Genomic DNA, 11,677 nt, shown 5'->3' with positions numbered 1-11,677 from the left:
AGGTTCAAATCCTGCCCCCGCAACCAATTTATTTACAACAGCAATTGTACATTCGGATATTTTTAGATCCGGGCCCTTAGCTCAGTTGGTTAGAGCGGTCGGCTCATAACCGATTGGTCGGGGGTTCGAGTCCCTCAGGGCCCACTTATCAAAAACCCTTACTTTGTAAGGGTTTTTTGCTGTCTGTAGGATTAGTGATATAAAGAAAATAGGATGGGGAAAGGCCGGGATTTTAAGTTTGCTAACGGATTTGCTAACGGGAATGATTTATCCACAGGTTCGAGTTGTTTTTCAGCGTATTTTTGCAGTTCCGCTTCTATTTGTCAACGGCTTCTTCTTGCATGATCGGGAGTAGGTGTGAATATCGTTCGTTGAACATCGCTGGAGTCATACCCAGTCGCCAGTCGTTCCGCAGCTACTTTTGGATTTATTCCGATCGCCAACTAGAATGATGGATGTGTATGTCGCTGTCGCTGATGGTGGAATCTAATTTTTTTGACTCTTGCTTTTCGCACAAGTACAGTCGGTTCACTAGCAGGAGGTTAAAACTGAGTTGCTACGCCGTCGACGCATATTGCGCATTAGGGAAGCGAAGTTCGTTTTGATAACGAAATGATGTTTTTGTCCTTATCATCACCATGGTCTGCATTCTCTTCTATTTCTTTTTTCTCATCGTGAAACTCAAATTGAGAATGGGCCGTGATGTAGTCAAATGGAGTGTAATTATTACTTGGTAATTTTCTTGTAAGTAATATCTTGACAATGATGATTCCTAATGAGAGATAGAAAATGGCTCCTATTCCAAACAACATAAATTGTACTAAGTTCATTGTTAACACCGCCTTTGTTTGATTTTATGATTAAATGTTAATATTTACAATATTTAGGTTTGTGAGGAATAATCATTCGACTGAGATTTGATGCTAAAGAGGCAGTTTATAGGGTTCAAAATTTATCGGGATTTTTAATTCTAATTGAGGCTACTTCTCCGCACTTTTTACAAAATGTATATATAACCGGGGAGCCAAAAGAAAAAGTTTTACCGATCGGGATTACTCTAGCATCTACAGCGTTCACTTCACCTTTAGTAAAGGTAGTACTTCCACAAGTTTTACAAGTTAAGTTTTCTTGATTCATAATAACCATCCTCCATAAAGAATTTTACATTTAATACGGTTAGTTCCAATTATAGTTCCAGTAGTAAATATACCAATCTATTAAGGGGTGAGAGGATATGGATCGGGCGTGGTAGTTTTCGAAATTGCGTGGAACTCATGAGAGAGTTTGGCAGTATATTTTCTCGGATAATGGTTACTGCAACCGTGAGTGTTCGATAGGTGGACTGCTGCAGCTGCGAGGCAAGGAGTTGTAAGGGAAGGATGCGGTGAAGCAAATCATCTATGTGGTCGTAATGAACCGGAAACATCTAGCCGAACAAGCAAGCAGTCTCACTTTTTGGGTAACGGGCAGCATAGTTTAAGATCATACTCGGTGAACTGTATCACAAGTTGTGGTAAGCAGAAAGTTGAGTTGAGAGTAAAAGCAGCAATGTTAAAAATTGCAGATTGTTGTTTAAGTTACGGGAGTCGACACACATTAAATGCTACGTGAGGATTGAAAGACTGAAAGATTGATGAATAAAGGGATGCAAGCGATTCGCAAAGCTAATAATTTAGAGAGATCCTAATAAAAGATGAGGTATATGTGATGCCAAAAAACGATAATATGCTGGCAATCCTATGGATGCTGAATTCGGGCGTTAAAATGACCGCAAAACAAATATCCGAAAAGCTAGAAATAAATATAAGGACAGTCTATCGGTATATTGATGCGCTAGGTGCCAGTGGAGTGCCTATAATATCCGACACTGGTCATAATGGCGGGTATAGCTTGCTGAATAATTTTATCAGAGCACCTCTGCTATTTGATATTGAAGAAAAAAAAGCACTTCTTCATGCTGCTGTTTTTGCAAAAGAATCCGGATACCCTTTGAGTGAGGCATTAGGTAATGCGACATCCAAATTGAAAATGTATTCGAATCAGGAACAGGAAAGTGTTCTCAGCCGTCATTTAGCCGGATTTGAAGTTATAAACCGTATGGGAGACCCTTCTATTCAGCCAGTATTGGTGGAATTGGAGCAAGCTGTAGCAAACGAATTCTCTGTAGAAATTGATTATCGCACACGCCGTGATGATCAACACAAGACTAGGATGATAGATCCCTATGGAATGGTTTACTGGAACAATAAATGGTATATTGTTGCATTCTGCCACCTGAGAAATGAGATCCGCAGCTTTCGGGTAGAACGGATTTTACAAATCAAGCGTACTCAAAACATATTTAAGCGTTCCGAAGCTTTTTTGGCTCGGGAATTTTTTTTGCAAAATCTATTACCTGATTTAGTCGGCAAGGACGGGTTAATTGCTTTAATTATCGAAGGTAGGTCAGAGGCGTTGGATGACTTATGCCTGCATTGGTTTTTGGGGCATCATCTGAAAGAGCGTACATCAAATCAAGCAATCTTTTTACTTGAGGAAACATCAATTCATACCTATGTTCCTTCATTTCTCTTATCCTACGGGAAATCCATTCAAGTAATTGAACCACAGAGTTTGAAGGAAAAACTTGTTGTTCTTGTGTCGGAGTTAATGGAATATTATCAACTTTAATAGCTTCACTGACAGGGGATGTCAGTGAAGCTATTTTATAATGATGATAATCATTGATTACCGATGGATGGTTGGTATCACTTGATGAATTGTAAAATAAGGAGAACTTGCAAATGAATAATACGGTATATCTTTATGTGTTTGACACAATGGCAGACTGGGAAATAGGCTACTTAACTGCCGAACTGAACTCGGGAAGATATTATAAAAAGGGGCTGGCCCCATCAAAAATAGTTACCGTGGGAATTGATAAGACTCCAGTAACTACAATGGGCGGACTTACAATACTGCCTGACATCAAATTGGATGAGTGCAGCATTGAAAGATCAGATCTATTGATTTTACCCGGTGGAGATACATGGACAGAAACCATTCACCACCCCCTCTTAAAAATTGCTGAGAGGTGTTTAAGGGAAGGTATATGGGTTGCAGCGATTTGTGGTGCTACAATGGGACTTGCCCAGACAGGATTGCTGAATTCACGTGGGCATACAAGCAATGATCTGGAATACCTTAAAATGATCTGTCCCACTTATACAGGAGAAAAGTATTACAAAATGGAGTCTGCTGTAACTGATGGAAAACTGATCACAGCATCTGGAATAGCTCCGTTGGAATTTTCTGCACACATCTTGAAAGCTTTGGATGTGTTTTCTCCAAAAACATTAGACGCCTGGTATAGCCTTAATAAGACTAATGATTCTAAATATTACTATGAGTTGATGAATTCAACACAATGAAGGTATCAGCATTTAAGGAGGAGTAAAAATGACTGAAAGCATAAAAGATATGGGAGTGTCAGGTAAATATACTAGAATGGAACATCCAAAGACTTTACATCTATTACACCATTTAGAACAGTGTGTTGTATATGGATATGGATATGGACAAGATGCCACATGAGTAACAATGTGACTTAAAATATTCGTTCCACAGGAATTCTAACGGAGTACGATAATTAAGCATAAAGGGTTCCACATATTAGTCATGTATAATATGTGGAACCCTTTATTATATCTGACTTTCCTAAAATCTAGGTCTTGATAAACACGGGAAAAAGATACTAGATTGTCAAGGGCACTAAGCTAAGGGGCAGGATACATAAATAAGTATAATCATTCTCTACCAAAAAAAGCATTGGCATTATGGTAAAATAAACCTATTACTAAAGGGAATTTAACAGTTTGATGCCGAATATTTTTGGGGGGTTAAATTGATTAATGATCTGAATATAGGGAGTTTGTTACATGAAATGCTAGCAGATTTCGTAGAAAATGAACAGATTCCAGGTTTAGCAGTCGGAATAGTGAGGGACAACCAGATTTTATTTACTGGTGAATATGGAACAGCAAATGTATCGACAGGTGATCCCCTTATCAGGAGTACCTTATTTCACCAAGCCTCAGTTTCTAAAACCTTCGTTGCTACAGCCATCATGCAATTAGTTGAGCGTGGCAAAGTAGATCTAGATTCACCGATAACCCATTATCTACCGTATTTTAAGATGGAGGACGAGCGATTTCGCATTCTTTCAATAAGGCAGCTTATGAGCCATACCTCGGGGATGCCGGATGAAGAAGATTACGGATGGGACCGTCCAGAATATGATGAGCAAAGTCTTGAAAGATATGTAAAAGGTGTTTATCGTCACAAGTTATTGAGCGAGCCTGGCGATAACTTTGCCTATAGTAATATCGGATATGAAATTTTGGGAGACATGATCGCAAAAGTTAGCGGAATGAGCTTTGAGGAATATATGAAAAACAACATTCTTACACCAATTGGAATGCGGTCCAGTTCATTTCTGAAACTGGAAATTGAAACTCATCTAGCTGCACCTCATATTTTGGGTACTTCCAATGGTTATGGTGGCTATGTTAGTGATGTGTTTCCGTACAACAGGGCACATGGCCCCAGTTCAACCTTATATACTAATGCTGGAGATATGTGCCGATATCTGCTAATGCATCAAAACCGCGGAACTGCAGGAAATGGCTATCAATTATTACAATCCGGCAGCTATGATGAAATGTGGAAGCCACATACAACAACTAGTTACGGTCAAGAAAATGCACAGATTGGATTAGGCTGGTTTCTGGGAGAATATAAGGGTTTGCGTATCACCTCGCATTCAGGATGGGATACCGGTTTTTTGAGCAATCTGTTCCTTCTTCCCGATGAAAATATTGCGGTTTCTATTATGACCAATTGCGACTATGTTTGGCTGGGGAGCGCTCTCTATCCAATTCTGGATCTATTGCTTGGTTCGAACATTACCCACATCAAGCGATCTATTGCTCAAAAAGTTGCAGCTTTAGCTGTATCTAATGGAGTAGACAATGCGATGGAAGAATATCACCGCATCATGAGGATGGAACAAGATAAACACTATTTAATGGAATTTGAATTTATACGAATCACTGAAGCATTAACGTGGGGTGGCCATAAGGAAGACGCCTTCCGAATTCTGAATTGTGCCTCTGCAATATTTCCTGATAGTATCTCAATTTCTAGTAGGTTACAGGAATTTCAGGCAATGTTGTAGTTGGTTAACAACAAAAGCTCAAATTCATTTGGTGTTCGGATCGTTCAACTAACGGGAAATGTTAGTTCAATAAACCAACAGTAGTCTAGGACTTTTTATTACTGATAATATATACATAATGTTCCAAATAATTTATATTAAGGTTATAGGGTTTGGAAGTAATGGCATTGCAATTTGGAAAAACCTCGCCGGCATTGGCGAGGTTCTTATATTAATGGGGGTTGCTGGTTGACAAAAATGATAATTTTGTTGGTTATTCTTGCTATCATTACTGCTGTTTTTGTATTTAAAGTTTTATCAAGGAAGAAGAGCTGTCCTTCCCAAAATATAGTAATTGATCCACTTAAGATTACGATCCAGGACATAGACCAAATGGAAGACGGAACTGGCTTTATAGAATATCTGTATCGTTTATTTTTGGCCATGGGTTATAGTGATACATATAAAACGAGAAGAGGCAGAGATTTTGGATCTGACTTAGTGTTTACAGACGGGGAGGGGGTTCGAAATGTCGTTCAGGCAAAGCGTTATTCCTATCCAGTAGGGTTAGGAGCTGTTCAAGAGGTCTATAGTTCCATGAGATATTACAAGGCAAAGAAGTCCATGATAATATCCTCAAATCAATATACCTCTGCGTGTGAAGAGCTTGCTAGTTATAACGCCGTAAGATTACATAGTAGAAGTGACCTTATAGAAATTATAAACTTTTTCAAGTCAGGGCAGATTGATAAAGCGAAGGATATCCTTGAGTCAGAGCCCAGGATTATACTGGAGTCATGGGATAATTACATGAATAGCAATAAAGTAATTAAGAAGGACTTCAAAGTTGAAAAACGATGGGTTGCGAAGAAATAGATAGTTCTGAGTACAAGGAGTTTTTATAATGATGAACAATGAAGATTTTCAATACAGAAATACATGAAGCGGAGAAAATGAGATCAGGTAATTTAATACATAGGAGTACTGTAATGAAGAAAATCTTCAAAGAAGTTTGGCATAATCGTATATAAAAAATCCCCGTCAACCTTAACGGGGGATCTTTTATATATGATTAATTTAGTACTGAAATTAAGTTCAGTGAAATGTTCATTATATTTTCCCTTCATTATGCAGTACATTCAGGTAATATTCATAATGAGGATTGCCCAGTTCACAATATTCATTTGGAATACCCTTTAATATAATTAAATCATTCAGAATTTTTTGAGACAGACCTTGCATAGTAAATGAAGATATAGAGTTGTTATCTACACTTTCTAGTACAATATTGATTCGTCTTCCTTCTTGTATATCTTTCCACATAAGTTCACTTTCAGAATTTTCTGACGATCCTCTATTATCGTTAACCAAACTATTAAGATATAAGATCATTTCAGACAAATCCTGTTTCTCATCCGGGGTGTAAATTGAATAAAGTAATGTTGTGTCCACTATTTTATAGCACTTAGCAATGTGGTCGTACTTTGCGTCTGGATCATTTTGTAGATTTTTAAAATCATTTTTACTTAGTTCAATTGCATTGTAATTTTTTTGAAGTAACTGTCCTGCTTGGTCTAAGGTGTACTTTGATGGTAGACCAGATACTTTGAAATTCTTATCTAATTGTTTTAGCATTATATCTCCTTAAAAGAAAGAATGTCCTCCAGCTCTATTATGCGTATGATAATGGGCGTAGTAAAAACTACCTGGAAGCTGACCGTAAGTTACCTCTGGACCTAGGTGTATTACCACCACCCGCCAATCTCGCAGCCGCATCTGCTTCTTTTTTATTAAAAATGATTTAACGAGCCTCAAAGGAGAGTAGTGTTGAAATAATAGACTTAATAATATATTTTTTTGTCCTTTGTTGCTCAAATCTTCTGAAGGAGTAGATTTGCAATAGTTCCAGTGTTATGAGCAGTAGTAAAAGGTGGTCGTTCCTTTTTTTGAGTCTGGTTATCATAGCGAAATTATCATAGCAAAATTGAATATGTAAAAAAGCCATCATAGGATTAACCTACAACGGCGGCCCCTTTACACTATGTACTTTCACTAAAAACAATTCTTCAAAAAAGCTTTGTAAATTTTTTCGTCTATCTCTATTAAACTCTTCTTTCCATCCTTGAACTGAACTGCAATGATATGAACGCCTTTGCTCTTAGCTGAAAGGCCAGCGAGCAAACCAACAGGTCCTAGTAGAAATCCTCCCACTAATCCTCTTCCCACAGCACTCACAGCACTTTTGGAATGAGTTTCGTCCATAATTTCATAATCCTCTACAGTGTTTTTGTCTATTGTGATTGTTTTTAAAAAACCAGTGTGCAAATTTACAATTCCAAGAGTAGACATTATTACTTTACCTTCATAGTCACCAGCTATCACTTTATTTTTTGCACCCATCTAATCACTCCTTCTTAAACATATATAATCGACAAAATCATTCTACTACACAAAAACTTTTGGCGATATATGGATTTTTATATAGAACCTGATATTCTGGCATGGTGCAATGCAAACCATACAGCTAACACAAAAAGGCGCTGCTGCAAAGCCATGAAATGGTTTTGCAACAGCGTCTCTTTTTTTGTATCCAGCTAGACTTCTCTAATGGGTATAGCGTCCGAAAAGTTGTCACAAATTGTTGTCTCAATCGCTGTACTCTCGGTTTTCGACCATCATCCTTATGGTTTCATACTATCCCATAGCTGCTGGAATGCCCCGGACTCGACTTCGAAGAATACAGGTGCCTGGCCGTAATGTACTAGCCCTTGACCAAACAGCGTCAGCTCTACCCGGGCGTTGTCTTCCAGCTGGAGATAGAGAACCTTGCGGTCTTCGCTGTCGTAGATGCCTTGCGCGATAAGAGGCTCTGCTGCCAGCGGTTTGGCTGCTTGGAGTGCCTTCAAGAAGCCATTAAGCGCCTCGTCGTCAGCGAGCGGTGTGTACTGCTGCTGTCCGTTGTTCCAACTGTCGAAGCTTTCCCATTGTGCGGAAGTAATTCGGCCTTCAATATTTAGCTTGCCAAATAGATCAGCGCCGCTGTTTACAGTGATCCCGTTTGTATGCTCATATAGTTCGGCGAATACCTCGCCGTTGATTTCCGAATAGGACATAATCAAGAAATCGGAATCATAGCCCTTTACGGAATAGATATCCGTTTCTCCGATGTTAGAAGCTAACTCAATATATTTGTCTTTACCGCTCCATTCATCGATGCCACCTGTAGTACGACCAAGCTTGTCACCGCGCAGAGCGGCAGCATCGGCTGCGTTGATTCGAGTCGCAGACTGTGTATAAATGTTATCTTTATATACGACTAGAGCGATCATATCTGCCATAACGCCAGATTTGGTATCCGGAAGTTCCAGCTTGGGAATGACAATGCCTCCGGACGCATTTGTGCCAGAATTGTCTGGTTGCTTTGGACCTGGAGTTACCTGAGCGATTTGCCCCTGAGTACTCTGGTTATTTAACTGCTGCCATATATTAGGTGCAGCTAAGCCGATCCCGGCGGCGAGGATGATACTTGCCGCGATATAAACCGTCTTGCGCGGACGCTTCCGCTCCTGCTGTTGCTCCAGTTTGTCGATCAATTCTTTTTTCATCTCTTCACCTGGTTTCATAGAATCCACCGCTTTCTTGTATAATGTTCGAAACTGATCTTCTTTCATTGTGATTCCACTCCTTCCAGCTCCAGTTTTAACAGTTGCCGTCCCCGCTGAAGTCTCATCTTTACGGCAGACTGACTAATCTGCAGAATTTTGCTGATTTCCTGGATGGGATAGTCCTCGTAATAATAAAGATGGATTACGGTTTTATACTTCATAGGCATCGCCATAACTAACTGCAGCAGAGACAAATCCTCGGGGGTGTCTAACGAAATCGGCTCAGCATTTTCCAGTTTGACCTCGCGCTTGCGCCAGCCTCTGCCTAGTAATGTTTTACAATGATTGGTGATTACCCGGATCAGCCATGCTTTCTGATGTTCAGCGTCTTTGAACTTTGGTGCTTTTTCTATCAGTTTGATGAAGGTATCCTGAGTGGCTTCTTCGGCATCTTGGCGGCTGCCTAAATGGACCAAAGCAATCCGGAACAGCATATCTGCGTAGATTTCGTAACTCTTTATCACATGATTTCCCGGCCGGGTCATGGATCGTTGCATGATTCTATGCCCCCTTTACCTTTAACACCATTTAGGACGGCATTTGGTCACATTATGTTCCTGAGAGAATTTGTTAGCGTCTAGATCAAGGGTTAGAATCAAAAAAAAAGGCGCGATAGCCCAGCAGCCATATCATGACTGCTGAGACAATCGCACCTTTATAATAGAAGTTCCCCTTTACGGGAGGGTCTCCTCACTATGTTTATATGTATATTTTGGATCAAACCCTTTTACAAGAGCCATGCTATATTGATAAATCCGATCCTTCTCTTTTCGATAAAAGTATCTTGCGTTAGGTTCATCTGCAAAAATCACCGTTGTACTTACGACGGGAGCCTTACTAATCTGGGTGTGTACTTTATAAAGATCTTCATTTTTATAATCTCTCGTGGCTACCAAATAATGAATCACTTCATTGTCCATATGATTTCGGAAGGCCTGAAGCGCTAAAGAAGCGACTCCATATATAATAACGAAGGTCATAAGAATTATTTTTGTTCTTTTCTTCATTAATTCCCTCCATTTAGCTAAAATGTATATATTATAAGATAATATATTGTGACTGGTATGTCATATCTATTGTATCTTGTAATTTACACATTAGAAGGGAGGAAGAAAATGATGCAACAAGAAGAAAAGAGAATCATGCTAGTCCCAAGCTACCAGGTCTCCGAATTTTATGGTTTATTATTTGGGGAGTTGTGGGTATGTTCCTCATTCTAACTCTTATTGGTGTGATTCAGTTTGTATCCGCCTAACAGAGTTTTATTACAAATAAGGCAGCAAATTTCCCGCCGATAGTTAAACCCGCGTAGGTAAAGAATTGCCTGGGTATACTATACTTGCTGCCTTTTTATTATGAACTTACACAAATCAGCTTCAGTCGTCTTTGGGTTCTTGCAATAAAATGGAGAAGGTTCCCGTTTCATGATCCACTTCAATCGACTCGATCCCAACAAAATCCGGAATTTCGGGGTGCACTGCATCTACGTTATAATCTGGATGAGTCATCAATAATTCAATTACTTTAATGGCTTCCATATCGATCCCCCTTGCGAGAAATTCCACCATAATAATGGTCCTTCATTGCGACTCCCTTATTATCTCCGCAGTCATTATTGAATATGTGTTAATCGTTCTTCGTTTCTTCCCATCACGGCCAATAATTGCCCCTGAAAAACACGTCTTTGAATTTGATCAATCCGCTGTAAAGCCAGCTCGTTTGGTACTTGAAATTCTGCTGCAAGATAGCTGATTGCATCTTCCCGTTGCTCAGGCAACGTCATGCGGGAGATCATGGAGTAGGGCATAGCTGCATAAAGAATAAATCGCTCAGATTCATCCTCCTGTGCCCGCGTGAAATGTTCTGGCATCAATATTTGATCCGTACCATGGCGGAGCAGGTGACAGAGCTCATGGAGAAACTCTAGCCGCTGCAGACTGGCTGGAAGCCGGTTGTCAATAAACATGGTGTACATCCCCGCTGATGCTTCGATGCTCTTGCTTCTTACATCCAAATAATGAACCCAAATATTAAGCCGTTCTGCAATATAAGCAATCGAAATTTGCGAAGGCTGAGTAAGGTTCAGACGCTTGTATAAATCTTCCGTCCACTTCTCCAGCGCAGTCATTTGATAATAGGATTTCATGTTATTCACATCATTCACCTCATTCAGAATCGATTATAGGATCGTATGTTCGTATAATAAGACAAAAGAAAAGCCCAAGGGGCTATGTAGGGTAAAAATATAAGGACACATAAGAACGAGTGTTCTTGTGTGTCCTTAGCATAATGCAATTAAACACTAATATCAAGTGTTTTTCCTAAATTCGGAGCAACGCTTTTGCCCAGCATTTCCACCATCGTCTGACTCTGGGTTTCAGCCTGATTTTTGGCAATATTCATGACTTGTATTCCTACATTTTGAGCTAAGGATGCCTGGCTCATTGCTACTGATAACGCGGCTATATCCATATTGCACCTCCTTTGTGTATATCCTGTTTATCGACTGCACCTACCTAATTCATTAGGTGAATAGCATTTGTTTGCCAATTCGCCCAAACGGCTTATCTCCTTTTTACATATCTTATGCTGTAGTCATTAATCATTAGGAGGAATTGAAAATGGGATTTGAACATGGTTGTGGATGTAACGTAGGTCCGGTAGTAAGCCCAGCAGCAGTAGGTCCGGTGTGTAGCCCTTGGACTTCAACAGGAGCTATTCTGGTACTCTTCATCTTGCTGGTTATCATCACTAAAGCTTGCTTATTCTAAGCTAGCTGATGCACATTGTAGCCCCATCCGGTATACCGGATGGGGCT

Annotated in this window: 16 protein-coding genes and 1 tRNA gene; 7 read left to right on the top strand and 10 right to left on the bottom strand. The window is 39.7% G+C overall.

The window, feature by feature from the left end:
- The first annotated feature begins 70 nt into the window (after positions 1-70).
- A tRNA-Ile gene (locus CA600_RS29415) sits at positions 71-144 on the top strand.
- A 437-nt stretch (positions 145-581) separates the two neighbouring features.
- Here CA600_RS29415 and CA600_RS29405 read toward each other — a convergent pair.
- Together CA600_RS29405 and CA600_RS29400 are read right to left on the bottom strand one after the other, a co-directional pair.
- Positions 582-830 (bottom strand): DUF3951 domain-containing protein, encoded by a 249-nt coding sequence (locus CA600_RS29405; protein ID WP_179281776.1) that lies wholly within the window; start codon positions 828-830, stop codon positions 582-584.
- A gap of 115 nt (positions 831-945) precedes the next feature.
- Positions 946-1,137, bottom strand: coding sequence for a hypothetical protein (locus tag CA600_RS29400; RefSeq protein WP_094874641.1), 192 nt, complete (start codon positions 1,135-1,137; stop codon positions 946-948).
- A gap of 570 nt (positions 1,138-1,707) precedes the next feature.
- On the opposite strand from CA600_RS29400, the gene CA600_RS29395 reads away from it, so the two are divergent.
- The 5 genes from CA600_RS29395 (at position 1,708) to CA600_RS29380 (ending at position 6,070) form a co-directional block, all read left to right on the top strand.
- Complete coding sequence (locus tag CA600_RS29395; protein WP_094874640.1) at positions 1,708-2,670, top strand: helix-turn-helix transcriptional regulator; 963 nt, start codon at positions 1,708-1,710, stop codon at positions 2,668-2,670.
- A 113-nt stretch (positions 2,671-2,783) separates the two neighbouring features.
- On the top strand, positions 2,784-3,410 hold the full coding sequence (locus CA600_RS29390; protein WP_094874639.1) for a type 1 glutamine amidotransferase family protein: 627 nt from the start codon (positions 2,784-2,786) through the stop codon (positions 3,408-3,410).
- 28 nt (positions 3,411-3,438) lie between these two features.
- Positions 3,439-3,573: a hypothetical protein gene (locus CA600_RS32000; protein WP_256990061.1), complete on the top strand. Its 135-nt coding sequence runs from the start codon at positions 3,439-3,441 to the stop codon at positions 3,571-3,573.
- Positions 3,574-3,883: 310 nt separating this feature from the next.
- A complete protein-coding gene (locus CA600_RS29385) occupies positions 3,884-5,215 on the top strand; it encodes a serine hydrolase domain-containing protein (RefSeq protein ID WP_094874638.1) in 1,332 nt (443 codons plus the stop codon).
- A gap of 237 nt (positions 5,216-5,452) precedes the next feature.
- Positions 5,453-6,070, top strand: a complete 618-nt coding sequence (locus tag CA600_RS29380) for a restriction endonuclease (RefSeq protein WP_094874643.1) — start codon at positions 5,453-5,455, stop codon at positions 6,068-6,070.
- Between the two features lie 234 nt (positions 6,071-6,304).
- On the opposite strand, the gene CA600_RS29375 is transcribed toward CA600_RS29380, so the two are convergent.
- From CA600_RS29375 to CA600_RS29345, 8 genes are all read right to left on the bottom strand, one after another.
- Positions 6,305-6,829: a hypothetical protein gene (locus CA600_RS29375; protein WP_094874637.1), complete on the bottom strand. Its 525-nt coding sequence runs from the start codon at positions 6,827-6,829 to the stop codon at positions 6,305-6,307.
- A 417-nt stretch (positions 6,830-7,246) separates the two neighbouring features.
- Positions 7,247-7,594, bottom strand: a complete 348-nt coding sequence (locus CA600_RS29370) for a hypothetical protein (protein WP_094874636.1) — start codon at positions 7,592-7,594, stop codon at positions 7,247-7,249.
- 281 nt (positions 7,595-7,875) lie between these two features.
- On the bottom strand, positions 7,876-8,865 hold the full coding sequence (locus CA600_RS29365) for a hypothetical protein (protein ID WP_094874635.1): 990 nt from the start codon (positions 8,863-8,865) through the stop codon (positions 7,876-7,878).
- On the bottom strand, positions 8,862-9,356 hold the full coding sequence (locus CA600_RS29360; RefSeq protein ID WP_094874634.1) for an RNA polymerase sigma factor: 495 nt from the start codon (positions 9,354-9,356) through the stop codon (positions 8,862-8,864). The genes CA600_RS29365 and CA600_RS29360 overlap by 4 nt, the downstream gene beginning before the upstream one ends.
- A 177-nt stretch (positions 9,357-9,533) precedes the next feature.
- A complete protein-coding gene (locus tag CA600_RS29355) occupies positions 9,534-9,866 on the bottom strand; it encodes a hypothetical protein (protein WP_094874633.1) in 333 nt (110 codons plus the stop codon).
- 369 nt (positions 9,867-10,235) lie between these two features.
- Positions 10,236-10,397 carry a hypothetical protein gene (locus tag CA600_RS31425; protein WP_170880221.1) on the bottom strand — a complete coding sequence of 54 codons (162 nt, stop codon included), beginning with the start codon at positions 10,395-10,397 and terminating at the stop codon, positions 10,236-10,238.
- 74 nt (positions 10,398-10,471) lie between these two features.
- Positions 10,472-11,005 carry an ImmA/IrrE family metallo-endopeptidase gene (locus CA600_RS29350; RefSeq protein WP_094874642.1) on the bottom strand — a complete coding sequence of 178 codons (534 nt, stop codon included), beginning with the start codon at positions 11,003-11,005 and terminating at the stop codon, positions 10,472-10,474.
- Between the two features lie 149 nt (positions 11,006-11,154).
- Positions 11,155-11,331 carry a YjfB family protein gene (locus CA600_RS29345; RefSeq protein ID WP_094874632.1) on the bottom strand — a complete coding sequence of 59 codons (177 nt, stop codon included), beginning with the start codon at positions 11,329-11,331 and terminating at the stop codon, positions 11,155-11,157.
- Positions 11,332-11,480: 149 nt separating this feature from the next.
- Here CA600_RS29345 and CA600_RS31420 point away from each other — a divergent pair, with 149 nt between their 5' ends.
- Entirely contained in the window at positions 11,481-11,630 is a 150-nt protein-coding gene (locus tag CA600_RS31420) for a hypothetical protein (protein ID WP_179281775.1), read from the top strand.
- The last annotated feature ends 47 nt before the right edge of the window (positions 11,631-11,677 follow it).

Source organism: Paenibacillus sp. VTT E-133280, from assembly GCF_002264385.1.
GTDB classification, from domain to species: domain Bacteria; phylum Bacillota; class Bacilli; order Paenibacillales; family Paenibacillaceae; genus Paenibacillus_AQ; species Paenibacillus_AQ nitricinens.
This window is presented reverse-complemented; position numbering and strand designations above follow the sequence as displayed.

Excerpts from the sequence above, each read along its gene's own strand:
- CA600_RS29405 (WP_179281776.1), bottom strand. The coding sequence starts at position 830 with ATGAACTTAGTACAATTTATGTTGTTTGGAATAGGAGCCATTTTCTAT.
- CA600_RS29400 (WP_094874641.1), bottom strand. The coding sequence starts at position 1,137 with ATGAATCAAGAAAACTTAACTTGTAAAACTTGTGGAAGTACTACCTTT.
- CA600_RS29395 (WP_094874640.1), top strand. The coding sequence starts at position 1,708 with ATGCCAAAAAACGATAATATGCTGGCAATCCTATGGATGCTGAATTCG.
- CA600_RS29390 (WP_094874639.1), top strand. The coding sequence starts at position 2,784 with ATGAATAATACGGTATATCTTTATGTGTTTGACACAATGGCAGACTGG.
- CA600_RS32000 (WP_256990061.1), top strand. The coding sequence starts at position 3,439 with ATGACTGAAAGCATAAAAGATATGGGAGTGTCAGGTAAATATACTAGA.
- CA600_RS29380 (WP_094874643.1), top strand. The coding sequence starts at position 5,453 with ATGATAATTTTGTTGGTTATTCTTGCTATCATTACTGCTGTTTTTGTA.
- CA600_RS29375 (WP_094874637.1), bottom strand. The coding sequence starts at position 6,829 with ATGCTAAAACAATTAGATAAGAATTTCAAAGTATCTGGTCTACCATCA.
- CA600_RS29370 (WP_094874636.1), bottom strand. The coding sequence starts at position 7,594 with ATGGGTGCAAAAAATAAAGTGATAGCTGGTGACTATGAAGGTAAAGTA.
- CA600_RS29365 (WP_094874635.1), bottom strand. The coding sequence starts at position 8,865 with ATGAAAGAAGATCAGTTTCGAACATTATACAAGAAAGCGGTGGATTCT.
- CA600_RS29360 (WP_094874634.1), bottom strand. The coding sequence starts at position 9,356 with ATGCAACGATCCATGACCCGGCCGGGAAATCATGTGATAAAGAGTTAC.
- CA600_RS29355 (WP_094874633.1), bottom strand. The coding sequence starts at position 9,866 with ATGAAGAAAAGAACAAAAATAATTCTTATGACCTTCGTTATTATATAT.
- CA600_RS31425 (WP_170880221.1), bottom strand. The coding sequence starts at position 10,397 with ATGGAAGCCATTAAAGTAATTGAATTATTGATGACTCATCCAGATTAT.
- CA600_RS29350 (WP_094874642.1), bottom strand. The coding sequence starts at position 11,005 with ATGAAATCCTATTATCAAATGACTGCGCTGGAGAAGTGGACGGAAGAT.
- CA600_RS29345 (WP_094874632.1), bottom strand. The coding sequence starts at position 11,331 with ATGGATATAGCCGCGTTATCAGTAGCAATGAGCCAGGCATCCTTAGCT.
- CA600_RS31420 (WP_179281775.1), top strand. The coding sequence starts at position 11,481 with ATGGGATTTGAACATGGTTGTGGATGTAACGTAGGTCCGGTAGTAAGC.